23 protein-coding genes are annotated in these 24439 nt (G+C 68.2%); 13 read left to right on the top strand and 10 right to left on the bottom strand.

Translation table 11 applies throughout. From position 1 onward, the window contains the following. Positions 1-3: 3 nt before the first annotated feature. Genes RQG82_RS10065 through RQG82_RS10055 form a run of 3 tightly spaced genes read right to left on the bottom strand, consistent with a single transcriptional unit; the run spans position 4 to position 1938 of the window. Positions 4-201 (bottom strand): hypothetical protein, encoded by a 198-nt coding sequence (locus tag RQG82_RS10065; RefSeq protein WP_056375672.1) that lies wholly within the window; start codon positions 199-201, stop codon positions 4-6. A 37-nt stretch (positions 202-238) separates the two neighbouring features. Next, positions 239-1198 (bottom strand): DNA-3-methyladenine glycosylase 2 family protein, encoded by a 960-nt coding sequence (locus RQG82_RS10060; protein ID WP_311258949.1) that lies wholly within the window; start codon positions 1196-1198, stop codon positions 239-241. A 35-nt stretch (positions 1199-1233) separates the two neighbouring features. After that, positions 1234-1938, bottom strand: a complete 705-nt coding sequence (locus tag RQG82_RS10055) for a winged helix-turn-helix domain-containing protein (protein WP_311258948.1) — start codon at positions 1936-1938, stop codon at positions 1234-1236. 329 nt (positions 1939-2267) lie between these two features. On the opposite strand from RQG82_RS10055, the gene RQG82_RS10050 reads away from it, so the two are divergent. From RQG82_RS10050 to RQG82_RS10030, 5 genes are all read left to right on the top strand, one after another. Beyond that, a complete protein-coding gene (locus RQG82_RS10050; RefSeq protein ID WP_311258947.1) occupies positions 2268-2576 on the top strand; it encodes a GNAT family N-acetyltransferase in 309 nt (102 codons plus the stop codon). A 53-nt stretch (positions 2577-2629) separates the two neighbouring features. Beyond that, positions 2630-3097 carry a DIP1984 family protein gene (locus RQG82_RS10045; protein ID WP_311258946.1) on the top strand — a complete coding sequence of 156 codons (468 nt, stop codon included), beginning with the start codon at positions 2630-2632 and terminating at the stop codon, positions 3095-3097. A 329-nt stretch (positions 3098-3426) separates the two neighbouring features. After that, a complete protein-coding gene (locus RQG82_RS10040) occupies positions 3427-4872 on the top strand; it encodes an MFS transporter (protein WP_311258945.1) in 1446 nt (481 codons plus the stop codon). Positions 4873-4981: 109 nt separating this feature from the next. Further along, positions 4982-6136: an exonuclease SbcCD subunit D gene (locus RQG82_RS10035; RefSeq protein ID WP_311258944.1), complete on the top strand. Its 1155-nt coding sequence runs from the start codon at positions 4982-4984 to the stop codon at positions 6134-6136. A 93-nt stretch (positions 6137-6229) separates the two neighbouring features. Continuing rightward, positions 6230-9226, top strand: coding sequence for an SMC family ATPase (locus RQG82_RS10030; RefSeq protein WP_311258943.1), 2997 nt, complete (start codon positions 6230-6232; stop codon positions 9224-9226). A gap of 50 nt (positions 9227-9276) precedes the next feature. Here the strand turns inward: RQG82_RS10030 and RQG82_RS10025 are convergent, their stop codons facing one another. Further along, complete coding sequence (locus RQG82_RS10025) at positions 9277-9834, bottom strand: nucleoside phosphorylase (protein ID WP_311258942.1); 558 nt, start codon at positions 9832-9834, stop codon at positions 9277-9279. Positions 9835-9946: 112 nt separating this feature from the next. On the opposite strand from RQG82_RS10025, the gene nadE reads away from it, so the two are divergent. The 3 genes from nadE to RQG82_RS10010 all read left to right on the top strand — a co-directional run bounded on the left by nadE (position 9947) and on the right by RQG82_RS10010 (position 15108). Then, positions 9947-10765: an ammonia-dependent NAD(+) synthetase gene (gene nadE, locus RQG82_RS10020; protein ID WP_311258941.1), complete on the top strand. Its 819-nt coding sequence runs from the start codon at positions 9947-9949 to the stop codon at positions 10763-10765. Positions 10766-10836: 71 nt separating this feature from the next. Beyond that, a complete protein-coding gene (locus RQG82_RS10015; protein WP_311258940.1) occupies positions 10837-14307 on the top strand; it encodes a TM0106 family RecB-like putative nuclease in 3471 nt (1156 codons plus the stop codon). 33 nt (positions 14308-14340) lie between these two features. Next, positions 14341-15108 carry a hypothetical protein gene (locus RQG82_RS10010; protein ID WP_311258939.1) on the top strand — a complete coding sequence of 256 codons (768 nt, stop codon included), beginning with the start codon at positions 14341-14343 and terminating at the stop codon, positions 15106-15108. Between the two features lie 64 nt (positions 15109-15172). Here the strand turns inward: RQG82_RS10010 and RQG82_RS10005 are convergent, their stop codons facing one another. Further along, the gene (locus tag RQG82_RS10005; RefSeq protein ID WP_311259155.1) at positions 15173-16201 is read right to left on the bottom strand and encodes a methionine synthase; all 1029 of its coding nucleotides are present in this window, start codon (positions 16199-16201) and stop codon (positions 15173-15175) included. A 20-nt stretch (positions 16202-16221) separates the two neighbouring features. Next, positions 16222-17241 (bottom strand): putative oxygenase MesX, encoded by a 1020-nt coding sequence (locus RQG82_RS10000; RefSeq protein WP_311258938.1) that lies wholly within the window; start codon positions 17239-17241, stop codon positions 16222-16224. Between the two features lie 122 nt (positions 17242-17363). Between RQG82_RS10000 and RQG82_RS09995 the strand changes: the two genes are divergently transcribed. Next, complete coding sequence (locus RQG82_RS09995) at positions 17364-18305, top strand: LysR family transcriptional regulator (protein WP_311258937.1); 942 nt, start codon at positions 17364-17366, stop codon at positions 18303-18305. Between the two features lie 17 nt (positions 18306-18322). On the opposite strand, the gene upp is transcribed toward RQG82_RS09995, so the two are convergent. Then, positions 18323-18955: a uracil phosphoribosyltransferase gene (gene upp / locus RQG82_RS09990; RefSeq protein ID WP_311258936.1), complete on the bottom strand. Its 633-nt coding sequence runs from the start codon at positions 18953-18955 to the stop codon at positions 18323-18325. An 81-nt stretch (positions 18956-19036) separates the two neighbouring features. Between upp and tadA the strand changes: the two genes are divergently transcribed. Then, positions 19037-19492 (top strand): tRNA adenosine(34) deaminase TadA, encoded by a 456-nt coding sequence (gene tadA / locus RQG82_RS09985; protein ID WP_311258935.1) that lies wholly within the window; start codon positions 19037-19039, stop codon positions 19490-19492. 21 nt (positions 19493-19513) lie between these two features. Here the strand turns inward: tadA and RQG82_RS09980 are convergent, their stop codons facing one another. Next, a complete protein-coding gene (locus tag RQG82_RS09980; RefSeq protein ID WP_311258934.1) occupies positions 19514-20485 on the bottom strand; it encodes a cation diffusion facilitator family transporter in 972 nt (323 codons plus the stop codon). Positions 20486-20545: 60 nt separating this feature from the next. On the opposite strand from RQG82_RS09980, the gene proC reads away from it, so the two are divergent. Together proC and RQG82_RS09970 are read left to right on the top strand one after the other, a co-directional pair. After that, complete coding sequence (gene proC / locus RQG82_RS09975; protein ID WP_311258933.1) at positions 20546-21385, top strand: pyrroline-5-carboxylate reductase; 840 nt, start codon at positions 20546-20548, stop codon at positions 21383-21385. Position 21386: 1 nt separating this feature from the next. After that, a complete protein-coding gene (locus tag RQG82_RS09970) occupies positions 21387-21674 on the top strand; it encodes a DUF1905 domain-containing protein (RefSeq protein WP_311258932.1) in 288 nt (95 codons plus the stop codon). 18 nt (positions 21675-21692) lie between these two features. Here the strand turns inward: RQG82_RS09970 and RQG82_RS09965 are convergent, their stop codons facing one another. Both RQG82_RS09965 and RQG82_RS09960 read right to left on the bottom strand, forming a co-directional pair. Beyond that, on the bottom strand, positions 21693-22364 hold the full coding sequence (locus RQG82_RS09965) for a TrkA family potassium uptake protein (RefSeq protein WP_042538973.1): 672 nt from the start codon (positions 22362-22364) through the stop codon (positions 21693-21695). Continuing rightward, on the bottom strand, positions 22357-23787 hold the full coding sequence (locus RQG82_RS09960; RefSeq protein ID WP_311258931.1) for a potassium transporter TrkG: 1431 nt from the start codon (positions 23785-23787) through the stop codon (positions 22357-22359). Before RQG82_RS09960 ends, RQG82_RS09965 begins: the two co-directional genes overlap by 8 nt. Before the next feature lie 103 nt (positions 23788-23890). On the opposite strand from RQG82_RS09960, the gene RQG82_RS09955 reads away from it, so the two are divergent. Continuing rightward, complete coding sequence (locus RQG82_RS09955; RefSeq protein WP_311258930.1) at positions 23891-24307, top strand: metalloregulator ArsR/SmtB family transcription factor; 417 nt, start codon at positions 23891-23893, stop codon at positions 24305-24307. Positions 24308-24439 lie beyond the last annotated feature (132 nt).

Here is a 24439-nt window from a genome sequence, read left to right as displayed (position 1 = left end):
CGCTCAGAGCTCGACGCCGTGGTCCTCGTCGTTGACGCCGGCGTTGCGGCCCCGGCGCGATTCGTAGCCGATGAACCAGCCGAGCCAGACGATCGCGGCGAGCAGGATGCCGAGCCAGACGTTCTGGAAGATCAGGCCGATCACGACACCGAGGATGAGAAGACCGGCGGTGACGGAGAAGCGGAGTGCGTTGCGCGACATGGGCTCAGCCTAAAGGCGATTCGCCTGCCCCGGCAGGTCAGCGAGTGCGGTGGTCTTCGGGAGAGAGTCGTGGCCCTCGTCGGGGCTCGCTGACTCTGCTCGCGAAGATGAGGCGGATCACGCGCTGGCGGTGGCCGGCCCAGGGGGCGAGCAGCTCGAGCATCCCGTCGTCATCGGTCCGGTGGCCGGTGAGGGCATACCCCACCTGATGTGCGAGGTGATAGTCGCCGACGCTCACTGCGTCCGGATCGCCGAGTGCCCGGATTCTCGTCTCGGCCGAGGTCCACACACCCACGCCGGGGAAGCTCGTCAGCACCCGGTCACGTTCGTCGCCGGCGGGTGCGGCCAGAAGCGCGCGGGAGATGCTGTCTGCCCGCTCGGCGACTCGCACGACGGTCTTCGACTGCGGCGGCTGCACCGCGACCCGATGCCAGTCCCACGAGGGGATGCGACGCCACTGATCGGCGGTCGGGGCGGCGTACATCGGCCGCGGGGTCGGACCGGGAGCGCGCTCGCCGAACTTCGTCACGAGCAGCCTCCAGGCGCGGAAGGCCTCCAGACCGGTCACCTTCTGCTCGATGATGGCGCAGGCGAGAGCATCGAAGACCACGCCGGTGCGAGCCAGGCGGATGCCGGGCGCACGGCGGGCGACCTCGGAGATCAGCGGATGGTGCGAGGGATCGAAACCCGACGGGTCGTCTTCGGCGCCGCACAGGTCGGGCACGGTGTTGAGCGCGTGCTCGGCACCGCGGCCCCACGCGGTGGCCCTGATCTCTCCGTTCTGCGCGCGCAGCGCCAGTGTCGCAGCGCCCAGCGGAGTGCGAAGAGTGCGCCAGACCACCGGACCGTCGAAGACCATGGTCGGATCGCCGGGGCCCCGTCGCAGCATGCCGACCGTCGAGCGGAGATCGACGGGTGCGGCGGGCCGATACACGGTCTCGCGCGGTGCGCTGGGCGAAGCCGCGTCGGCGGCTCCGGCATCCGCGGTCAGGGTCATGCGCCCCACGATACGTGGCGGGGCTGACACTCGGGTCAGAAGCGGTCGGGCGAGGGGGTGCCGTGGCCGTAGCGGATGACGACGTCGGCGTGACGGTCGAAGCGGTAGCCGATGCCACGCACCGTGCGGACGATGTCCTCGTAGCGGCCGAGCTTCGCACGCAGACGACGCACGTGCACGTCGATGGTGCGCTCGCCAGGGGTCTCGTCGTCCTGTGCCTGCCACAGTGCGCCCACGAGCTCGCTGCGCTCGATCGTGCGTCCTTCGCGGAGCACGAGGTACTGCAGCAGCTCGAACTCCTTGTAGGTGAAGGCTGCGGACTCTCCGTCGATCAGCACCCGCTTGCGCGAGATGTCGACGACGACGCCACCCTCTTCGTCGGTGGTCTCTTCTTCTGCCGCGGCCTTGGTGCGCGCGATGGCACCGGGCTCGTGCAGCGCGAGGCGGACGACGTCGAGGTCGCGGCCCCCCGAGCCGTGCGGGGCGAGCGCGACGGTGGCGTGCGTCTCCGCGCCGGGAGCGAGCTCGGCGAGAGTGCGGCGCAGCGCGTCGACGAGGAGCGGGAGGCTGACCCCGGCTTCGGCGGCCTTGATCTCGTCGAGACCGACGTAGAGGGCGAAGCCGCGGGGCGAGCGGACGGCGGGAAGATCGGCATCGAGCGGGGCTGCCGCGGGCGCCGGAGCGGCGGTACGGATGGCGGCGGTGGCGGCGGGACGCTCGAGAAGTGCGGTGTTCGACATGATGATGAAGTCCTCAGGACGTGAGCCGGGAAGGGGCTCTGATGCGTTGCATGAATGACCGGGCGAGCCGGAAGAGCGAGCAAAGGGTGGATGCTCGATGACCAATACCTCGCAGATCGCGAGAAGTCAGGTCAGACGGAGTGGCTGTTCGTTCAGCGACACATTCGGCAACACATGCCAACGCGACCGGGCATCATCATCCCGGCAGTCCTGTTCGCCTCCTGGGCGGACAAAGGGCTTGCGTTGGTAGTCATGGGGGGATTATGTCGGAAGAAGTCCGGGCGTGTCAAAACGGCCGACCGCGGTGGGGGCGGGCGTAACGTGGAGAGATGACCATTTCGACCCTCGCCGCAGGCTTCCTCCTCACCGACGAGAAGGACGCATCGCGCTACACGTTGACGAGAGACGGGCAGCTCGTGAGCGTGCTCGACTACCGCGACGACGGACACACGATCGCCCTGACGAGAGCCTTCACGATCCCCACTTTCCGCGGCCACGGCTATGCGGGAGTCGTCGTCGAGGGCGCTGTCGCCGACATCGAGGAACGCGGAGATCGCAAGGTGGATGCGGTGTGCTGGTACGTCTCCGACTGGTTCCAGGCACACCCGGAGCACGCGGCTCTGCTGCGCTCGCGCTGACGCATGGTCGTGTGACGCTGTGTTACACGGTGGTGCCCTGACAGGATGAAGTCATGAAACTCGCAGAGGCACTCACGGCCCGCGCAGACCTGCAGCGTCGCATAGAGCAGCTGCGCGCGCGCATCACGGCGAACGCCAGGTACCAGGAGGGCGAGGAGCCCGCGGAGGATGCTGCCGCCCTGATCGTCCAGGCGGATGCCGATCTGCTTCTGCTCCGCGACCTGATCAGGCGGATCAACGCGACGAACTCGCGTCTGGATCTGGGGACTGACGGCACCATGACCGACGCCCTCGCCACCCGTGACGTGCTCCGGCTGCAACACTCGCTGCTTGCGGATGCCGCCGCCGCGGCATCCGGAGCGAACGACCAGTTCCTGCGTCAGATGCGGTCGGAGCTGCGTCAGATCTCCGCACTTCCCGTCGCCGAGCTGCGCGCCCGCGCGGATGCCGTCGCACAGCAGCTGAGGGAACTCGACAATCGGATCCAGCAGGCGAACTGGCTCCACGACCTGGAGGACTAGAGCGGAAGTCGGTAGTCACGACGAGGCGGGCACACCCCCAGCCGGAGGGGCAATTCCGGCTCATGTTGGGCGGAGGGCAGCCCGGATTCGCATCGCGCAGCCCCGCACGCCGCACATGTGAACGCGCATCGCGCATCTCGCATCACCACGTGTCGATCATCGTGACGAGGGTGGGTCAGGGGACCTTCCGCTCGTGATCCCATGGCCTCATCTCGGGTATGATTGATGTTCTGCTCAGCCCCGTCGGCTGAGGTGGTCAGGCGCTCACGAAGCGCGCTGGTCCGAGGCTCGAAACCTCCGGCATCGTTCCCGACACCGGAGGTTCTTCCATGTCATCGTCCCTGCGCGCCCGCCCCCAGACCCGGTGGTGGGCGCTCGTCGTCATCTCTCTCACGCAGCTGATCGTCGTTCTCGACGGCACGATCGTGAGCATCGCCCTGCCCCAGGCCCAGGCGTCCTTGGGCCTGAGCGACGGCCAGCGTCAGTGGGTCGTCACGGCCTACGCCCTGGCCTTCGGCGCACTGCTCCTGCTCGGTGGTCGCATCGCCGACTACGTCGGGCGCAAGCGCGTCTTCATGATCGGAATGGTGGGCTTCGGCGCCGCATCCCTCTACGGCGGCCTCGCGCAGTCGGGGTGGGAGCTCATCCTCGCCCGCGGCCTGCAGGGCGTCTTCGCCGCACTTCTCGCTCCGGCGGCTCTCGCGCTGCTCACCGTGACCTTCCCCTCGGGGCGGGAGCGCAACACGGCCTTCGCCGTCTTCGGGACGGTCGCGGGAACCGGTGCGGCGGTCGGCCTGCTGCTGGGTGGATTCCTCACCGAGTTCGCCGACTGGCGCTGGTGCCTGCTGGTCAATCTGTTCTTCGTCGCGGTCGGCCTCGTCGGCGGAGCGCTCTTCCTCACCGAGAGCAAAGCCGAGGGCGACAACCGGTACGACGTCTGGGGCGCGCTCACCGTGACTCTCGGCCTCGGATCTCTCGTCTACGGTTTCAGCCTCGCCGAGAACGGCTGGGGCGACCCGCTGACCATCACGTTCCTCGCTCTGGGTGTCGTGCTGCTCGCGGTGTTCGTGTGGGTCGAGAGCCGCGTAGCCCAGCCGCTGCTGCCTCTGCGAGTGGTGGCGGATCGAGTGCGAGGGGGAGCGTTCCTCATCCAGGGCGTGGCCGGCGCGATCATGATCGGCGCCACCCTGTATCTCACCTTCCACCTTCAGTTCGTGCTCGGGATGGGCGCGCTGCCCGCGGGGGCCGCGACTCTGCCGCTCCCGATCGCGACGATGATCATCGCTCCCATCGCGACCAAGCTCCTCACGGTGATCGGGCCGCGGCCGATGATGATCGTCGGGCCGCTCATCGCGGCGGCCGGTCTGTTCCTCCTCTCCGGGATCACTCCGGATGGCGCCTACATCGTGCAGATCGCGCCGGCGCTCGTGCTTCTCGGCATCGGAATGGGCTTCGTGTTCATCCCACTGCAGAACCTGGCCCTCACCGGTGTCGCACCGCACGACGCGGGCATCGCGTCGGCCGTCGCCAACTCGTCGATGCAGATCGGCGGATCGATCGGGCTCTCCGTATTCACGGCCGTGTACGCGGCGTCGGTGAGCGGGCATGCGCAGACCGAGCTCTCCCCGTCGCAGCTGACGGACGCCTACGGCTGGGTGTTCATCGTCGCGTCGATCCTCATGGTCGGCGCTGCCGTGATCGCCGCCGTCATGGTGCGCGGCACGAAGGACGAGCTGATGCCGTCGCAGCCGGGGCTCGCCGTCGGCGCGCACTGAGACGCTCGCGGCATCCGTTCCGCCCGGAATCCCAAGAATTCCGGGCCCATGAACGGATGCCGCGGCACGCCTGGGGCTGAATGTCGGTGGGGGTTCGTAGCGTGTGAGTATGCGAATCCTGCACACCTCCGACTGGCACATCGGCCGCACCTTCCATGGCAACTCGACCATGGACGCGCTGGCCGAGGTTCTCGGAGCGCTCACCGTGCAGGTTCGGGAGAACGCGGTCGACGTCGTCATCGTCGCCGGAGACGTCTTCGATTCGGCGACACCGGCCGGCCCCGCGTACACGCTTCTCGGTGACGTGCTCGTCGCGCTGCATGAGACCGGCGCCCGCGTGATCGTCACGAGCGGCAACCACGACTCCGCCGCACGTCTCGGGTTCCAGGCGCGGCTGCTCCGCGACGGAATCCACGTGCTGACCGATCCGCTCTCGATCGGCACGCCGGTGACGCTGACCGACGCTGACGGCCCGGTGCACTTCTACGGCATCCCGTACCTCGAGCCGGCCATCGTGAGGCAGCACTGGACCGGGGCCGATCTGCGCACCCAGGCGCAGACCCTCGCCCATGCGATGGATCTCGTCAGGGTGGGGATGCAGGCTCACCCTGGGCGATCCGTCGCGATCGCGCACTGCTTCTCGGCGGGAGTCGATGCGACCATCGGCCTCGAGCGCGAGGTCCGCCAGGGGGGTCTCGACGTCGTGCCGCTTTCGGTCTTCGACGGCCCGGACTACGTCGCCCTCGGGCACATCCACGGGCGCCAGCAGATCAGCGAGCGGGTGCGCTATTCGGGCGCTCCGCTGCACTACAGCTTCGGCGAGCAGAGCAAGCCGCGCGGTTCGTGGGTGGTCGACCTCGATGCCACGGGACTCGCCTCGGTCGAGTGGCTCGATCTGCCCGTCCCTCGCCGCCTGGTCACCCTCACGGGCACCCTCGACGAGATCCTGTCTCCCGAGAACATCGCGGCGCACGCTGACGACTGGGTCTGCGCGGTGTACACCGACGCGCTCGCCCAGACCGAGCCGATGCGCCGCCTCCGCGAGCGCTACCCGCACTGCGCGATGGTGCAGCATCAGCCGTCAGACACCTCCGCGGCGGTCGAGCGCTCTTATGTCGATCGGCTGCGCGGGGCGGTCAGCGACCCCGAGCGCATCGAGGCCTTCCTCGAGCACGTCCGCGCTGGCCATGGTGCGACTGAGCGCGAGAGCGAGCTGATCCGCGAGGTCCTCGACGACCGCGTCCGCGCCGAAGCCCTCATCTAGTCCGGTGGCGACTCGATCTAATCCGATGACGACTCGGTCTAGTCCGGTGACCATTCGTCGCGATGACGCGCCGACAGTGAAGAAGGCGCTCTGATGCAGCTGCACCGCCTGGAGGTCGAGGGATTCGGCCCGTTCCGTGAGCGGCAGACCGTCGACTTCGATGCGTTCGCCGACGACGGGATCTTCCTGATCGCCGGTCGCACAGGTGCCGGCAAGTCGAGCATCCTCGACGCCGTCTGCTTCGGTCTCTACGGCGGAGTCCCGCGCTACGAGGGCGGCGAGAAGCGGCTGCGCAGCGACCACTGCGAGCCCGACGACGTGACCGAGGTCGTGGTGGAGTTCAGCACTCCGGCAGGTCGATACCGCGTCAGGCGTTCGCCCGAATACGAGCGCCCCAAGAAGCGCGGCGGCGGCATGACCGTGCAGCCTGCGGCCGTGCAGCTCGACACGATGGTCGGCGGCGAATGGATCGGTCTCGCCGCGAAAGAGCGCGAGGCCGCCTACGAGCTCGACGAGATCCTGCAGCTCAGTCGCGAGCAGTTCCTGCAGGTGATCCTGCTCGCGCAGAATCGGTTCTCGGAGTTCCTGCTGGCGGGGAGCAAAGAGCGACAGTCGCTGCTGCGGCGGCTGTTCGGCACCGAGCGGTTCGAAGACGTGCAGGCGCGGTTCGATGAACGACGCAAGGCTGCGGAGCAGTCTCTCGGCGCACGTCTCGCAACGGTGTCAGCCCGTCTCGATGAAGGCGAGAGGCTCGTCAGCAACGCCGACCTCGGGCACGACGGCGAGGGGCAGGGAGAAGACAGAGGCGCAGGCGAGGCGGAGCCTGTCGCGGTGACGACCGAGGAGCGCCTCGACGGTCTGCGTCGTGCGAAAGCTCGTGCCGACTACCGCGCGGAACGTCGAGCGGCGGAGCGCCTCGAGGCCGAGAAGCAATCCGACGCCGCAGATGCCGCGCTCGCGATCGCGCGCGAAGAGCAGCGGGCGCAGGTCGAGCGGGATCGGGCCAGGGTCGCGCTCGCACGTCTCGAGGCCGATGAGCCGCACATCCATGCTGCGCGCAGAGAACTGCAGAACGCCAGAGCTGCGGAACTGCTGCGGGGCCCGATCGCGGCCGCGACATCGGCGGCATCGGCGCTCGACGCGGCCCTCGAGGCCGAGACGCGAGCACGAGCGGCCTGGGAGGCGCACGGCATCGTCGCGGACGATCTCGCGGAATGGGCGGCCGAGCGCACGGCGCAGACCGGTGCGTGGCAGCGTGCGGCAGAGCTGGAACGCTCCGCGTCAGCACTCGATGACGAGCTCGCCGCGGCCTCCGATGCGGTGGCGGCGGCGACCACGCGCATCGACGCGGCAGAGGCCGATCGTGTCGCGCTTCCCGCACAGCTCGAACAGCTCACACTCGCGCGCGACGCGGTGAGGCAACTCGCTGATCGTGCCGGAGACCTGGCCGCAGCACGAGATGCGGCCGCAGCGCGGCATGCGGCGGCGCTCGAGGCGGTCCGTCTCGGCGCCGCTCATGCCGACGCCGAACGGCAGCTCGCTGACGCCAGCGCCGCGCTCGCCGCTGCTCAGACCGCGCTCGCTCAGCTCAGACAGCGTCGACTCGACGGATTCGCGGGGGAGTTGGCGACGTCGCTGCACGACGGTGAGGCGTGCCCGGTATGCGGATCGCACGAGCACCCGGCTCCCGCCGTGCATGCTGATCCCGTCTCGGCGGATGACGTCGACGAGGCTGAAGCCGCACGTGACGTCATCGCTCAGCGTGAGCGAGACGCGGCAGAGCTGACATCCTCCCTGCGCGCCGACCTCGCCGCGGCCGTCACCCGCGCAGACGGTCGAGAGGTCGACGAGGCTGTCGCAGAGCTGGACGCCGCGACAGCGGCGCATGCACAGAGCACAGACGCATCCGATCAGCTGACTGCGCTCGAGCAGCAGCGCGAAGCTCTGCTCGAGCGCATCCGTCGCCTCGACGGCGACCGCGAACGTGATTCCACGGCGCTGGCCGCGGCGCGTGAGACGCACTCGCTCGTGGCGCAGCGGGTCGCCGATACGCGGCAGGCGATCGCCGAAGCGAGAGGACACTACGAGTCCGTGGCCGCGAGGGTCACAGCGACGCGCGTCGAGGTCCAGGCCGCTCTGGCACTCGTCGAGGCCGCCGCAGAGCGGGCACGCAGGGCTGAGGCGGCGACAGCTGCGAGGGCCGAACAGGATGCGGCGCTGGAAGCATCCGAGTTCGATGGTGTCGCAGCTGTCGAGCTGTCACTGCGCACCGCCGCCGCGCAGGCGGCTCTCGAGAGCCGAGTCACGCAGCACACCGTCCAGCGTGAGAAGGAGCGCGCGATCCTCCTCGACCTCGAGCTCCGCACACTCCCGGAAGAGACGATCGATCTCGGTCCTGCCGAGCAGCTGTCCCTCACCGCGCGGCAGCGCTGGTCCGCCGCGGTCGACGAGGCGGGGCGGGCGGCAGGCGTGTCAGACCAGCTCGCCGCGGTCATCGAGGCTGCGGCTTCAGAGCATGCCCGCATCGCAGACGACGCAGCCGATTACGAGGTTCTGCGAGGACTCGCCGACACGATCGCCGGGCGAGGGGCGAATGCCCGCAAGATGACGCTCGAGACGTTCGTCCTCGCCGCCGAACTCGAAGAGATCGTCGACGCGGCGAACCGCCGACTCAGCGACATGTCGACGGGGCGCTATCAGCTGCGTCATTCGGATGCGCTCGCCGCCCGCGGAGCTGCGTCAGGGCTCGGCATCGTCGTCTTCGACGCATTCACCGGCCAGACCAGGCCCGCGCAGTCGCTGTCGGGAGGCGAGACCTTCCTGAGCTCCCTCGCCCTCGCTCTCGGACTCGCCGAGGTGGTCACGGCACGGGCCGGCGGCATCCGTCTCGACACCCTGTTCATCGACGAGGGGTTCGGCTCGCTCGACGGCGACACTCTTGACGTCGCCATGCGCACGCTCGACGAACTGCGCCAGGGCGGCCGCACCGTGGGCGTCATCAGCCACGTCGAGGCGATGCAGGAGCAGATCCCCGCGCAGCTCCGGGTGCGTGCGACGTCGAGCGGTCCGAGTGTGATCGAAGCGCGCTGAGACTCAGCGCGTCCCCTCGCCGGAGGAGCGGGCTCAGAAGACGCCCGTTCTCAGACGCCGTACTCCCGGCGGATCACTTCGCGCAGCTGCACACTGCACCGCGCGATCGCCTCGCGGAAGTCGACGAGCGCGCCATCCTCAGCCCGGTCGGAGATCGCGCGGAACGCGCGGATCGGCACCCCGAACTGCTCGGCGACCCAGATGTACGCATAGGTCTCCATGTCGACCAGACCAGCGCCCGACGGTCGGATGACGGCGGTGATCCCGGCATCGCCGACGAAGCTGTCACCGGTCGCGATCAGCACGCCCTCGCGGCCGGTGGACACGCGCGCGGGCAGCGACACGTGCTGCCCTGCGACACCGTCGAGGTCGAACACGTCGTGCTGCAGTGCGCTGCCGATCTCGTGCACGGTCGCCTCGAGTTCAGGGTCGATGCCGCCGGCCGTCCCGACGACCACCACCTCGGAGTACTCCTTGGCGTCGAGCGCACGGGTGAGGGCGAACACGGCCTGCATCTTGCCCTCGCCGGTGACGAGCTGGTCGAATCCCTCGAGCTCGTCCGGGAACGCGTCGAGTTCGGAGGCCATTGCTGCGACGAGAAGTTTCACTCCGCCATCCTGCCAGGTGGATCGGTCGCCGCGAAGTCGCGAGAGTGCGACCGGCGTCATCTCGATGTAACACTGGAGGAGGATACTGGCGTCGGGCAGACCGGAGGAACACATGACCCTGCAGCAGCAGATCTCTGAAGCGCTCGGCGTGAAAGCCGAGATCGACCCCGAGATCGAGGTGGAGCGCCGCGTGGCATTCCTCGTCGACTACCTGCGCACGACCGGGGCGAAGGGCTTCGTGCTCGGGATCTCCGGCGGTCAGGACTCGACACTCGCGGGGCGGCTCGCCCAGCTCGCGGTCGAACGCGTTCGCGCCGAGGGTGGAGAGGCGAAGTTCCTCGCTGTGCGCCTGCCGTACCGGGTGCAGAAGGACGCGGCGGATGCCGAGGCCGCGCTCGAGTTCATCGCACCCGACTCCTCGGTCGAGGTGAACATCCAGAACGGCGTCGACGGCGTCGAGGAGGACATCGAGTTCGCCGTCACGAGCGACATCAGCGACTTCAACCGCGGCAACATCAAGGCGCGTGTGCGCATGGTGACGCAGTACGCGCTCGCCGGGCACGACGGGCTCATCGTCATCGGCACCGACCACGCGGCCGAGGCGGTCACGGGCTTCTACACGAAGTTCGGCGACGGCGCAGCCGACATCCTTCCCCTCTCGGGTCTCAGCAAGCGACAGGGTCGCTCGCTGCTGCTGCTGCTCGGCGCGCCGGACCGTCTCGCCTTCAAGGTGCCGACGGCCGACCTGCTCGACGGCCAGCCCGGTCGTGCAGACGAAGACGAGCTGGGGCTCACGTACGAGCAGATCGACGACTTCCTCGAAGGGCGAGAGGTCGACCCCGACGTCGCCGGGCGCATCGAATCCCGATACCTCGCCACGCAGCACAAGCGTCATCTTCCGGTGACCCCGGACGACACATGGTGGCGCTGACACGTCTCTCGGCGTGATCCCGTGTCGGATGCCGCGGCTAGTGTCGAAGCATCCGAGGGAACGGGAGAATCGTGCGGATCGACACTCAGGCGCAGCGCGTCATCTGGAGCGCCAGCGACCTCAAGGCGGCCGCCGAATGCGAGTTCGCCTGGTGTCGCGCGATCGATGCGAAGCTGGGCCGCGTCCCGGTCGTCGAAGAGCCTGAAGACGCGACTCTCGCCAGGGCCGCGCTGCTCGGAGACGTCCACGAGCAGAACGTCCTCGCTCGCTACGTAGACGACCTCGGCAGCGACCGGGTGCACCGGGTCGAGAAGGTGTCGTCGATCGACGCCGCGGCGCTCGCGGCTGCCGTCGACGAGACGGTGCGCGCACTCGGATCCGATGCCCTGATCGTGTTCCAGGCGGCCTTCGCCACGCCCGAGTTCGTCGGGTTCGCCGACTTCCTCAAGCGCGACGACGACGGACGCTGGCGGGTGCAGGACTCCAAGCTCGCCCGCAAGGCGCGGGTCACTGCCCTCATGCAGCTCGCGGCATATGTCGATCAGCTCGACCGGCTGGGGATTCCCCGATCCGACGAGGTCGACCTCATCCTCGGCGACGGAACACTGAGCACCCACTCCGTCGACGACCTCCTTCCGCTGTTCCAGGTGCGTCGGGCGCGCCTGCGCGCGCTCATCGCCGATCGTCGAGTCGACGAAGGTTCCGCCGGCGCCCCGCTGGCATGGGGCGACGACCGCGGAGACCTCGAGATCGTGGCCTGCGGGCGATGCGCGACGTGTGAGGAGCAGGTGATCGCACATCGCGACCTGCTGATGGTCGCGCGCATGCGGCCCGTGCAGCGCGCGCGGCTGCGGGCGGCCGGGATCGAGACCATCGACGCTCTGGCCGACGCCACCACGCCCCCTGACGGCATGAACACCGACACGTTCGAGACGCTGCGGGCGCAGGCGCGGCTGCAGATCCGCGCGGATGCCGAGGGCGCGCCGACCTATGACGTGCACTACGCCGCGGCGATCCACACCCTGCCAGTGCCGAGCCACGGCGACATCTTCTTCGACTTCGAGGGTGATCCGCTCTACACCGAGCCGGCGCCTGACGGCGAGGCCCATTGGGGGATCGACTACCTCTTCGGGTGGGTCGACAACGCCGACCAGTACACGGCGCTGTGGGCCCACGACTTCGCGGCGGAGCGAGAGGCGTTCGAGCGATTCCTCGACTTCGTGAAGGTGCGCCGAGCCGCGCACCCCGGCATGCACATCTATCACTACGCGCCATACGAGACCTCGCACCTGGTCGCTATGGCGGCGCGCCACGGCGTGCGCGAGGGCGAGATCGACCGCCTGTTGCGCGAGGGCGTGTTCGTCGACCTGTATCCGCTGGTGCTGCGCACCGTGCGCGTGGGCTCGAGGTCGTACTCGATCAAGAAGCTCGAGCCGCTCTACATGGGCGAGGACGTGCGCACCAGCGACGTTCAGAAGGGCGACGACTCGATCGTGCAGTACGTGGCGGCCCGCGAGTTCGCTGCCGCGGGCGAGCAGGAGGAGGCCGATGCGGTCTTCGCCGACCTCGCCGACTACAACCGCTACGACTGCGTGTCGACGAGGCGCCTTCGCAACTGGCTGATCGACATCGCCCGCAAGGAAGGGGTGAACCCCGCCCCGCCCGACGCGGCCGACGAAGTGATCTACGAGCCGTCGCAGCGGTCGGTGGCGCTCCTCGCCGACGCGGAGCAGGCCGTCGCGGCGGGCGGCGACGGGCAGGTGCATCGCATCGCCGCAGCCGCCATCGACTACTTCCCTCGCGAGGCGAAGAGCTTCTGGGTGTCGCACTTCCAGCGGCTGCGCGAGCCCGTCACGATGTGGGACGGCACTCGCGATGTCGTGCGCGTCGACAGCATGTCGTCGACCCTGCAGCGCGACTGGAGCGTCGGCGAGGGGCGCCGGGTGATGTCGCGTGACATCGAGATCCGCGGCGAGGTCTCACCCGGCACGACTCTCGGAGCGGGGGCGCAGCCGTTCGCGCTCTATCCCGTGCCGGCTCCCTTCGATACCGAGGCTCCGTCGCGCGCGGTGCATGTTCCGCACACCGTCACGGTCACCGAGGTGCTCGACGACGGCTATCTGATCACCGAGACGGCGATCCAGGGACAGACCTGGGACGAACTGCCTCTCGCTCTCACCCCGGCGGCGCCGCCACGCGTCGTGTCGCTGCAGGGCGCGATCGATGAATGGGCCGACACGGTCCATGCGGCAGCACCCGGCTTCCCTTCCGATGCGGCCACCGACATCCTGCGACGGATCCCGCCGCGGACACTCTCTGGCAGCACTCTGCCCGCGAGTGACGGTGACACGATCGATGCGATCGTGCGCGCGGTCCTCGATCTCGACCGCAGCTACCTCGCCGTGCAAGGCCCTCCGGGCACGGGCAAGACCTACACGGGCTCCCAGGTGATCGCGCGTCTGGTGAAGGAGCACGGCTTCACAATCGGCGTCGTCGCGCAATCGCATGCCATCATCGAGAATCTGCTCGAGCGCGTGGTGGCCGACGGCGTTCCTGCGGCGCAGGTCGCCAAAGCACCGAAAGACCCGTCGACCGACCCGACGTACACCGTGATTCCCAAGAACGGCATGGCCTCGTTCCTCGGCGAGCATGCCGAGCACGGCGCCGTGGTGGGCGGAACGGCCTGGGACTTCAGCAACACCGCACGGGTGGAGCGCGGGGGCCTCGACCTCCTCGTGGTCGATGAGGCGGGGCAGTTCTCCCTCGCCTCCACGATCGCCGTCGCCGCGGGGGCCCAACGTCTGCTGCTGCTCGGCGACCCGCAGCAGCTTCCCCAGGTCAGCCAGGGGGCGCACCCCGAGCCCGTCGACACCTCGGCGCTCGGATGGGTCATGGAGGGCGATGCGGTGGTCCGACCCGACTACGGCTATTTCCTGGCACGCTCTTGGCGCATGCATCCGCAGCTCGCCGCGCCGGTATCGAAGCTCGCATACGCCGGCCAGCTCGCGTCGGCTCCCGGCACCGAGCGGCGTGCGCTCGAAGGCATCGATCCCGGTCTGCACATCGTCCCGCTCCGCCACCGCGGCAACGCCACGCAGTCGCCGGAGGAGGCGCACGAAGTGGTGGCGCTCGTCCGAGACCTCGTCGGACGCGCATTCACCGACAACGATGCCGAGGCCACGGTCCGCCCGCTCGCGCAGCGCGACATCATCGTCGTCGCACCCTACAACGCACAGCGTCAGACCGTGCACGACGCGCTCGCCGAAGCAGGCTTCCCCGACGTCCCGGTCGGCACGGTCGACAACTTCCAGGGCAAGGAGGCGGTGGTCTCGATCACATCCCTCGCGGCATCCAGCGGGCGCGATGCCCCACGGGGTCCCGAGTTCCTGCTGCTGCAGAACCGACTGAACGTGGCGATCTCGAGAGCGCAGGTCGCGGCGTATCTGGTCCATTCGCCGGCACTGCTCGACGACCTTCCGCGCACTCCGGAGGGGGTCGCTCGGATGAGCGCCTTCGCGCGTCTCGTCGGTGCGGCCAGCTGAGCAAGAGCGAACCCAGGGCGAGGAACGATCATCATGCACACGACAGACGACATCCTGCGCGCCTCGGCGGCGTGGGTGTGGTTCCCCCGCGACAGCGAGCACGAGAAGACGGAGCTGCAGCTGGTGCGGTACCCCGAGCGTTTCGGTGGTGGGGTGCGTGGATCGCAGGTCGACTCGGATGCGGATGCGGCGGCCGTACTCGACCATGCCGTCGACCGCACCAGGGCCTGGGGGGAGCGCGAGCTGCGCTTCTGGACCAACCCGTCGGATCGTCCCGACCTCGAAGCCGAGCTGCGCCGACGCGGAGCCGAGCACATCGGCACGGTCGCAGTGTTCGCCTGTCAGATCGACGACGCGTCGATCGACTTCCCGCCTGAGGCCACCGCAGAGGTCGTCCGCACACTCGAACAGGTGCGCGAGGTCGACGCCATCAACGTGCCGGTGTGGCAGCAGCAGCCGCTCGATGAAGAAGGGCTCCGGGTCGAACTCGCAGAGATCACGTCGACCCTCGACGCGGGCACGCACGCGCGGGTGCTCGCGCGTCTCGACGGTCGGGCCGTCAGCACCGGCGGGTGCACGATCGTCGAGGGGTTCGCCCGCCTGTGGGGTGCCGCCACGCTCGAGCACGCGCGGGGGAGAGGCGCCTACCGGGCGGTCCTCGCCGAGCGACTGCGTGTGAGCGCATCACTCGGGGCGAAGACGGCGCTCGTCAAAGGACGCACCGCGACGTCCGCGCCGATCCTCGAGAGGGCCGGTTTCACATTCCACGGAGACGAGCGCGGCTACCGCCTGGCGGTCTGACTCGCGCTGACGGGATCGGCGCAGCAGGTGGGCGGTCAAGAACCCGCCGCGGGAGCCGCAGCGCTCAGGCGCCGAGCTCCTCCCGGACTATTCGCGCTCCTGCCGTGAGTGCGCTCAGCTTGTCGAGCGCGACGTGCCTGGGCAGGGGTGCCATGCCGCAGTTCGAGCTGGGGATGAGCAGCTCTGCGTCGACGAACTCGAGCGCGCGGCGCAGGGTGTCGGCGACTTCTTCTGCAGTCTCGATCTTCTCGCTCGCCACATCGATCGCCCCGAGCATGACCTTCTTGCCGCGGATGAGCTCGATGAGGTCCATGGGCACGTGCGAGTGGTGGCTCTCGAGCGAGACGATGTCGATGCTGGACTGCTGCAGAAGCGGGAACGACTCCTCGTATTGCCGCCACTCCGCCCCGAGGGTCGCCTTCCAGTCGTTGTTCGCCTTGATTCCGTAGCCGTAGCAGATGTGCACAGCCGTCTCGGCGTTCAGCCCTTCGACTGCCCGCTCGAGGGCCGCGATGCCCCAGTCCTTCATCTCGTCGAAGAAGACGTTGAACGCGGGCTCGTCGAACTGGATGATGTCCACTCCCGCTGCCTCGAGCTCCTTCGCCTCCTGATTGAGGATCGTCGCGAACTCCCACGCCAGCGTCTCGCGGCTGCGATAGTGGCGGTCGGCCAGGGTGTCGATCATCGTCATCGGGCCGGGCAGCGCCCATTTGATCGGCTGATCGGTCTGCTGGCGCAGAAACGCGGCGTCGTCCACGAACACGGGCTTGCGGCGGCTCACCGCGCCCACCACCGAGGGCACGCTCGCGTCATAGCGGTCGCGGATGCGCACCGTCTCACGCTTCTCGAAATCGACACCGTCGAGATGCTCGATGAAGGTGGTGACGAAGTGCTGTCGGGTCTGCTCCCCGTCGCTGATGATGTCGATGCCGCGCCGACGCTGTTCGTGCACGGCGGCGCGCAGCGCATCGTGCTTGCCCTCGGTGAGTGCATCGCCCTGCAGCTCCCACGGCGACCAGAGCACCTCCGGCCTGGCGAGCCACGCAGGCTTCGGCAGGCTTCCCACGATCGAGGTGGGCAGCAGCGGTCTCACGATCTTCGACTCCTCGGCGGTCATCGGACCGGAGCGGGGAGGACCGGAGCGGAGTAAGAGGGAGCCGGGTAGGCGGCGGCCCACTGATCCAGCACGCGCCGATGCGGCGTGACGAAGTGCTCGTCCGCGTAGCGTCCCTGTGCGACCGCGAGCTGGCTGCGCTCTTCACGGTCGTACGTGATCTCCGTCTGCCGGTAGTCCTCATGCGCGAGGCTCGGACGGTAGACGCTCTCGGCGGGCGTGTTCGCGTTGTAGATCTCGGGCCGGTAGATCTTCTGGAACGTCTCCATCGTGCTGATCGTGCCGATGAGCTGCAGATCGGAGTAGTCGCTCAGGAGATCGCCGCGGAAGTAGAAGGCGAGCGGGGCGGCGCTGCCGCGCGGCATGAAGTACCGCACCTGCAGGCCCATCTTCCCGAAGTACTCGTCGGTGAGCGAGAAGGAGTCCTGAACGTACTCGATGCCGAGCACGGGATGGACGTTGCCGGTGCGGCGGTACGTCCTGCTCGTCGAGACGCTGATGCAGATGACCGGCAGCGTCGGGAACCGCTCCTGATACGCGTCGGACTCGAGGAAGTGCTGGAAGAGCTTGCCGTGCAGCACACCGAAGTCGTCGGGAGTCGTGAACCCGGTCGTGGCCGCGTTCGCCGCGGGCAGGACGACGCTGAAATCGTAGTCGCGGAGGTACGAAGAGAAGTTGTTCCCGACGATGCCCTGGTGGCGTTCGCCGGTCAGTCGGTCGACGATGTGGACGTCGAGCACCTCGAGAACGGGGAATTCCTCATCTGCGCCGTCGGAGAACCGCAGCTGCACAGAGACGATGTCGAGCTCGACCGAGTAGCGGTCGCCGTCAGGGCCGTCGCCGAGCGCGAGATCGTTGAACCGGCGGTCGATCATCGCGAGGGCATTGCGGAGGTTCTGCTGGCGACGCTCACCGCGGGCGAGGTTGGCGAAGTTCGTGGTGATCCGCGAACTGTCCGACGGGGCGTAGTCCTCGTCGAAGCGTGTGGTCGTGATGCTGAACGTGATCTCGTTCGCCATGAGGGGCCAATCCGGGAGATGAGAGGCCGGTTCGGCCTCGCGAAAGCTGTGTTCTCATCGTGCAGCCGCATCGAGGTCATCGGGTAATTCGGGTCCCTTATGCAGTGCTATAGCCTTCTCCTATGCCCAGGCGATCGAGCGGAATCACGCTGCAACAGCTCCAGTACTTCATCGAGGTCGCCGCGGAAGGATCGATCACGGCCGCGGCCGACCTGCTCTATGTCGCCCAGCCCACCATGTCCGCGGCGATGAAAGACCTCGAGAACCGGGTGGGCCGTGCTCTTCTCACCCGCTCGGCTCGCGGGGTCACGCTCACCAGCGACGGCTCGGAGTTCCTGGGGTACGCCAGACAGATCGTCGAACAGGCCGAGCTGCTCGAGCAGCGCTACCTGGGTCGGCCGCCGTCGCGCCGGCTCCTCGGGGTGTCGACACAGCACTATTCGTTCGCGGTCGACGCGTTCGTGCGGATGGTCAAGGGCACGAGCGCGGCCGAGTACGAGTTCTCACTGCGGGAGACCCGCACGTGGGACATCATCGAAGATGTGCGCACCTTGCGCAGCGAACTCGGCATCCTCTTCCGCAACGACTTCAACCGGAACGTCATCGACAAGCTGCTGCGGGACTCGGGTCTCGCTTTCCATCCGCTCTTCGTCGCCGAGCCGCACATCTTCGTCTCGCGCCGCAACGCTCTCGCCTCCCGAGAGCGGGCGACCCTCGACGACCTCGTCGGCCTGCCGCGGCTCACCTTCGATCAGGGAGCGAACAACTCGTTCTACTTCGCCGAGGAGATCCTCTCGACGCTCTCGAGTGCTCGCGAGATCAGGGTGTCCGATCGAGCGACGATCTTCAACCTCATGATCGGACTCGACGGATACACGATCTCCACCGGCATCATCAGCGACGATCTCGATCCCGAGATCGTCGCGGTGCCCCTCGACGTCGACGACCACATCGAGATCGGGTGGGTCGGACGCACCGCCATCCCGCTCACCGAGCAGGCGCAGCGGTATCTCGCCGAGGTGCGCGACGTCGTCGCGGGCTTCGGTGTGGCACTGCTCGGCTAGGGCGAGCGGGTGGTGCGTCAGACGGTGCCGTAGAGCCGATCGCCGGCGTCGCCGAGTCCGGGGACGATGTAGCCCTTCTCGTTGAGACGCTCGTCGAGCGCGCCGAGCACGATCGTCACATCGCGGTCTCCGACGAGAGCCTCGATCGCGGCGAGCCCCTCCGGCGTGCCCAGCAGGCAGATCGCCGTGACATCCTTGGCCCCGCGGTCGAAGAGGAACTGGATGGCGGCGGCCAGCGAGCCACCGGTTGCGAGCATCGGATCGATCGCGAAGCACTGGCGGTCGCTCAGGTCGTCGGGGAGACGCTCGGCGTAGGTGGTCGGCTCGAAGGTCTCCTCATCGCGGACCATTCCGAGGAACCCGACCTCGGCGGTCGGCAGAAGTTTGACGAGCCCCTCGAGCATGCCGAGTCCTGCGCGCAGGATCGGCACCACGATCGGGCGAGGCTCCGAGATCTTCACGCCCATCGTCGTGGTCACCGGAGTGGTGATCTCGATCGGGCTGACCTTCACGTTGCGGGTCGCCTCGTACGCGAGCAGCGTCACGAGTTCTTCGGTCAGCTGGCGGAAGACCGGCGACGGTGTGCGATGGTCGCGCAGCACCGAGAGCTTGTGAGTGACGAGAGGGTGGTCGGCGACGTGGACACGCATGCTTACAGGCTAATGCGCCGGACGCTCGCGTACGACATCGGATGCGCTGGGCGGTTTCTGCGCCTGTCGTAGGCTCGACCCATGACCGCCGCCGACCTCATCGCGATGCGCCGCGCTCTCGAGCTCGCGGCCGAAGCGGCGTCCGCATCGGAGATCCCCGTGGGGGCCGTGGTGCTCGACGCCGAGGGACGCATCATCGCCGAGGGGCGCAACAACCGGGAGGCGACCGGCGATCCGACCGGGCACGCCGAGGTCGAGGCGCTGCGCGCCGCAGCGGCATCCGTCGGCTCCTGGAACCTCGAGGGCCATACCCTCGTCGTCACGCTCGAGCCCTGCGTCATGTGTGCAGGAGCGATCCTGCAGGCGCGAGTCGGCCGGGTCGTCTTCGGAGCCTGGGACGACAAAGCCGGGGCCGCCGGATCGATGTACGACGTGCTGCGCGACAGACGACTGCCCTACCGGGCGGAGGTCATCGGCGGAATCGAAGCGGACGCGGCGACCGCGTTGCTGCGGGACTTCTTCGAGCAACGCCGCTGACGGTCGCGGACGTCGTGCGAGTCAGTCGGAGGACTTGAGCACGAACACGTCGGTCGACGGCTCCGGGTCGAGCGACGGCCGGTACACGTCGGGCTCGATGTAGATGACCCTGGCCGTCGGCACGGCCTCGCGGATGCGAGCCTCGATCGCGTCGATGTCGACCGCTGCCTCGCGCAGCGGCTTGTCGGCGTTGAGGGCGATCTTCGCCGCCACCATCAGCTCGTCGGGTCCGAGGTAGAGCGTCTTCATGTGGATGATCTTCTCGATCTCGTCGCCCGCGTTGATCGCGTCGACGATGCGATCGTGATCGGCCTGCGTCGCTCCCTCGCCTACGAGAAGGCTCTTGGTCTCGACTCCGAGCACGATCGCGATGACCACGAGCAGGATGCCGATCATCAGGGTGCCGAGGGCATCGAAGAGCGGGTTCCCGGTGATCACGGTGAGGCCGACGCCGAGCAGTGCGAAGGTGAGACCGGTCAGTGCTCCGACATCCTCGAGCAGCACGACGGGCAGCTCCGGTGCCTTCGCGCGGCGGACGAACGACACCCACGACTGGCCCTCGTCGCGCACGAGGTTGCTCTCCTTGACGGCCGTGCGCAGCGAGAACGACTCCAGGCCGATCGCGACCACGAGCACGACGAGCGGCAGCCACCACCAGGTCTCGTCGAGTTCGTGCGGGTGGGTGAGCTTGTCGATCGCCTCGTAGATCGCGAACAGGCCACCGACGGAGAACAGGATGATCGACACGACGAACGCGTAGACGTAGCGCTCCCGGCCGTAGCCGAACGGATGCGCTCGGTCGGCCCCGCGCTTCGCCTTGCGTCCGCCCACCATGAGCAGCAGCTGGTTGCCGGAGTCGGCGACCGAGTGGATCGCCTCGGCGAGCATCGACGCGGATCCTGAGAGCGCCCACGCGACGAACTTCGCCAGGGCGATGCCCAGATTCGCCAGGAACGCCGCGAGAATGGCCTTGCCGCCGCCGGATGCACTCATGCGTCGAGTCTAGATCCGCTCGCCCGTGGACGCCCGGTGCGCCCGCCGTAGGATGACGACATGGCTGAAACTCTTCCTGCTCTCGCGTTTCTCGGTGCCGGCTCGATGGGCGGCGCGATCCTCCGAGGCGTCGTCGCATCGGAGATACCCGTCGACGGAGGCATCACCGCGACGAACCGCACGCCCGAGAAGGCAGCGGCCTTCGCCGACCTCGACGGCGTCACGAGCATCGCGCTCTCCGAGACACCGGACGGCAACGCGCAGGCGGTTCAGTCGGCTCGGATCGTCCTTGTCGGCGTGAAGCCGGCGATGGTCCCCGATCTGCTGCGCGAAATCGCTCCCTCACTGCCCGACGACGCGATCGTGGTGAGTCTCGCAGCCGGGGTCACCCTGCAGACCTTCGCCGACAACCTCGGCGCCGACGCGCGTGTCATCCGCTCGATGCCGAACACCCCGTCGACCGTCGGCAAGGGCGTCACCGGCCTCGCTGCGGGGGCCGCCGCATCGGCCGACGACCTCGCCCTCGTGCACCGTCTCTTCGCAACCGTGGGGGCTGTCGTCGAGGTTCCCGAGTCACAGATCGACGCGCTCTCGACCATCTCGGGTTCGGGCCCGGCCTACGTCTACCTGCTCATCGAGGAGCTCACGAAGGCCGCCGTCGGCATGGGCTTCAGCGAGAGCGATGCGCGAGTGATGGTGGAGCAGACCTTCATCGGAGCGACGGCATTGCTCGATGCGTCGGGGGAGGAGCCGTCTGAGCTGCGCCGCCGCGTCACGAGCCCGAAGGGCACCACCGAGCGCGCCGTCGCCGTGCTGCAGGACGCGCACCTGGATCGCACGTTCGCGGATGCCGCCGATGCGGCGCTCGCTCGAGCCAGAGAGCTCGCGGCCGGAGCCTGACATGCAGCTGCGGTTCTCGGGGGAGATCTGGCATTGGCGCGGGCCGGCGCCGTATCACTTCGTCACTGTGCCGCCCACCGAGAGCGAGATGATCGGCGAGGTCGCGAGCGTCGTCACTTACGGGTGGGGCATGATCCCCGCATCCGTGACGATCGGGCGCACGACCGTGACCACGGCACTGTGGCCGAAAGACGGCGGTTACATCGTGCCGATCAAGAAGGCGCTGCAGGACCGTGAGGGCGTCGGCATCGACGACGTCGTCGAGATCACGCTCGACATCGACGCCTGAGCTCGAGTGGGCTGCCGCTCAGCGGTCGAGCGCGGCGAAGCGCTCGATGTCGCTGTTGGTGCCCGAGACGATGATGAGGTCGTGGTTCGTGACGATCGTGTTCGCCTCGGCGTAGCGGAAGGGCTTGCCTGGACTCTTCACCCCGACGACGGTGACCTTGTACTTGCTGCGCACGCCGGATTCGTTCAGGCCCACGCCGCGGATGAACTTCGGCGGGTACATCTTCGCCAGCACGAAGTCGTCGTCGAAGCGGATGAAGTCGAGCATCCGGCCGGAGACGAGGTGAGCGACGCGCTCGCCGGCTTCGCGCTCGGGGTAGATGACGTGGTTGGCGCCCACGCGGGCGAGGATCTTGCCGTGCGACTGCGAGACGGCCTTGGCCCAGATCTGCGGCACCTTGAGGTCGACGAGGTTCGCCGTGATCAACACGGACGCCTCGATCGACGAGCCGACCGCGACGACGGCGACCTGGAAGTCCTGCGCGCCGATCTGACGCAGGGCGTCGATGTTCTTGGCGTCGGCCTGCACGGTGTGCGTGACGCGGTCGGACCACTTCTGCACGAGCTCCAGATTGCCGTCGATCGCGAGGACCTCGCGGTCGAGGCGGTCGAGCTCGCCGGCGCATGCGGCGCCGAAGCGGCCGAGGCCGATGACGAGAACGGGAGCGTCGCCCCGGAGCACTTCAACCAACGATCGGCCTTTCCACGGGCAGCGAGTAATACTGCGATCGCGATGTCGCGGCGACTGCCGCGGCGAGAGTCACTGTACCAACGCGCCCCATGAAGATGGTGGTCGCGAGCACGTACGAGGCGGAATCGGGGAGCTCGGCGGTGAGACCTGTCGAGAGGCCGACGGTGCCGAACGCAGAGATCACATCGAACAGCACATGACTGATGTCGGCCTTGGTGATCTGGGCGATGATGATCGTCGACAGTGCGACGATCGTGGCGCCCCAGGCGACGACGCTGAGTGCCACGCGCTGCACGTCGCTGGGGATGCGGCGGCCGAAGACCTCGACCGACTGGCGTCCCTTCGCCTCCGACCACACGGCGATGGCGAGCACGGCGAGAGTGGTGACCTTGATTCCTCCGGCGGTGGATGCCGAGCCGCCGCCGACGAACATCAGCATGCTCGCGGCCAGCAGGGACGAGCCGTTGAGGTCGTCCATCTCGATCACGTTGAAGCCGCCCGAACGGGTCATCGCCGAGAGGAAGAAGGCTTGGAACGTGGTGTCGGCCGCATCCATCGAGCCGAACGTCTTCGGGTTCGCGTACTCGAGGATCAGGAACACCGCGGCGCCCAGCACGAACAGGAGCACGGTGGTGACGAGGGTGAGCTTGGTGTGCAGCGACCACTTCTTCACGTGCCACACGTGCTTGGCCAGTGTGTAGATCACGGGGAAGCCGATGCTCCCGAGGAAGACACCCACCATCAGCAGCGACAGCACGAGATAGTCGTCGGCGAAGACGGCCACGCCGCCGTCGTTGGGAGCGAACCCGGTGTTGGTGAACGCCATGGCGGCGAAGTACGGCGCCTCCCACAGGGCGGCGATCGGATCGACCTCAGCCAGTACCAGTGCGGGGTAGAGGAGGATCGCGAGAACGCCCTCGATGATGAGCGACGACACCGCGACGGTGCGCAGGAGCTGGCCGACCTCGCCGAGTCGGACGGTCTGGCTCTCGTTCACGACGCCACCGTGCGCTCGCAGCGGGTTCGTGTCGCCGGCGGCCATGAGCTTTGCCCGCAGCCCGAGGCGCTTCGAGATGACCAGGCCCATCAGCGAGGCCAGGGTGAGCACACCGAGTCCGCCGATGTTCACGCCGATGAAGATCAGCACGTGCCCGAACGGAGACCAGTGGTTCGCCATGTCGACGGTGGAGAGGCCTGTGACGCAGATGGTCGACACGGCGGTGAACAGCGCATCCGCCAGTGGCGTGACCGTGCGCGATGCCGACGCGATCGGCAGCGACAGCAGCACGGTGAACACGAGGATGAGCAGCGCGAAGATGACGATCGCGAAGCGCGAGGGCGAAGACGTGACGATGTGCTTGCCCCAGGAGGCGGCGTTCTGAAGACGCTGTCGAGGTGACGACGCCGAAGCGATGCCCGACATCGAGTCCCCCTTTGCTTCCCCTCGCCGCGCACCGCGGCTGCACGACGCCGATCGCCGAGCCTTCGTCATGGTACTCCGTGCCGGGGACGACTACCCTGATCACATGACGGACATCTTCGACGTGATCGCAGACGGTACGAGGCGCGACATCCTCCAGCTTCTCCTGCGACGCACCACCGAAGGGGACGCCGGTACGAGCGTGAGCCATATCGTCGCCGATCTCGGCATCAGCCAGCCCACCGTCTCGAAGCATCTGAAGGTCCTCCGCGAGGCCGAGCTGGTCAGCGTGCGCGAAGACGGTCAGCGCCGCTTCTACAGCCTCGCCGTCGAGCCGCTGGAGGTCGTCGACGACTGGCTCGTCCCGTTCCTCATGGACGCCTACGGCGACGATGCGCCCGACATCGAGTACCCCGGTCTTCCGCTTCCCGACGGAGCCGCGCACGCGGCCGAGGTCGTCGGGCGTGCCGCAGCATCTGCCAGGCACGCCGTCACCACCGCGTTCAAGCGCTTCGGCGGCTGACGCCCCCGGACGCACTTCGCCCCCTCTGACAACGGGGGGTTTGTCATCGGGGGCGTGGCCACGGGCCCCAGCCCGCGTGGACTCTGACGGTGCCATCGTGAGTCGTGGATCCAGCATCTCAGCGCAGCCTGA

Source organism: Microbacterium sp. WCS2018Hpa-9 (assembly GCF_031843745.1).
GTDB lineage: Bacteria > Actinomycetota > Actinomycetes > Actinomycetales > Microbacteriaceae > Microbacterium.
Note: the sequence above shows the minus strand (reverse complement) of the source record. Positions and strands in the feature narration are given on the sequence as shown.

Bases quoted from the DNA above. Each gene is read 5' to 3' on its own strand.
- RQG82_RS10045 (WP_311258946.1), top strand. From the start codon at position 2,630: ATGAAACTCGCAGAGGCACTCACGGCCCGCGCAGACCTGCAGCGTCGC.
- RQG82_RS09970 (WP_311258932.1), top strand. From the start codon at position 21,387: ATGCAGCTGCGGTTCTCGGGGGAGATCTGGCATTGGCGCGGGCCGGCG.
- RQG82_RS10060 (WP_311258949.1), bottom strand. From the start codon at position 1,198: ATGACCCTGACCGCGGATGCCGGAGCCGCCGACGCGGCTTCGCCCAGC.
- RQG82_RS10000 (WP_311258938.1), bottom strand. From the start codon at position 17,241: ATGGCGAACGAGATCACGTTCAGCATCACGACCACACGCTTCGACGAG.
- RQG82_RS10050 (WP_311258947.1), top strand. From the start codon at position 2,268: ATGACCATTTCGACCCTCGCCGCAGGCTTCCTCCTCACCGACGAGAAG.
- RQG82_RS10055 (WP_311258948.1), bottom strand. From the start codon at position 1,938: ATGTCGAACACCGCACTTCTCGAGCGTCCCGCCGCCACCGCCGCCATC.
- RQG82_RS10010 (WP_311258939.1), top strand. From the start codon at position 14,341: ATGCACACGACAGACGACATCCTGCGCGCCTCGGCGGCGTGGGTGTGG.
- RQG82_RS09995 (WP_311258937.1), top strand. From the start codon at position 17,364: ATGCCCAGGCGATCGAGCGGAATCACGCTGCAACAGCTCCAGTACTTC.
- RQG82_RS09980 (WP_311258934.1), bottom strand. From the start codon at position 20,485: ATGAGTGCATCCGGCGGCGGCAAGGCCATTCTCGCGGCGTTCCTGGCG.
- tadA (WP_311258935.1), top strand. From the start codon at position 19,037: ATGACCGCCGCCGACCTCATCGCGATGCGCCGCGCTCTCGAGCTCGCG.
- RQG82_RS10035 (WP_311258944.1), top strand. From the start codon at position 4,982: ATGCGAATCCTGCACACCTCCGACTGGCACATCGGCCGCACCTTCCAT.
- RQG82_RS09955 (WP_311258930.1), top strand. From the start codon at position 23,891: ATGACGGACATCTTCGACGTGATCGCAGACGGTACGAGGCGCGACATC.
- nadE (WP_311258941.1), top strand. From the start codon at position 9,947: ATGACCCTGCAGCAGCAGATCTCTGAAGCGCTCGGCGTGAAAGCCGAG.
- RQG82_RS10065 (WP_056375672.1), bottom strand. From the start codon at position 201: ATGTCGCGCAACGCACTCCGCTTCTCCGTCACCGCCGGTCTTCTCATC.
- proC (WP_311258933.1), top strand. From the start codon at position 20,546: ATGGCTGAAACTCTTCCTGCTCTCGCGTTTCTCGGTGCCGGCTCGATG.
- RQG82_RS09960 (WP_311258931.1), bottom strand. From the start codon at position 23,787: ATGTCGGGCATCGCTTCGGCGTCGTCACCTCGACAGCGTCTTCAGAAC.
- upp (WP_311258936.1), bottom strand. From the start codon at position 18,955: ATGCGTGTCCACGTCGCCGACCACCCTCTCGTCACTCACAAGCTCTCG.
- RQG82_RS10040 (WP_311258945.1), top strand. From the start codon at position 3,427: ATGTCATCGTCCCTGCGCGCCCGCCCCCAGACCCGGTGGTGGGCGCTC.
- RQG82_RS10030 (WP_311258943.1), top strand. From the start codon at position 6,230: ATGCAGCTGCACCGCCTGGAGGTCGAGGGATTCGGCCCGTTCCGTGAG.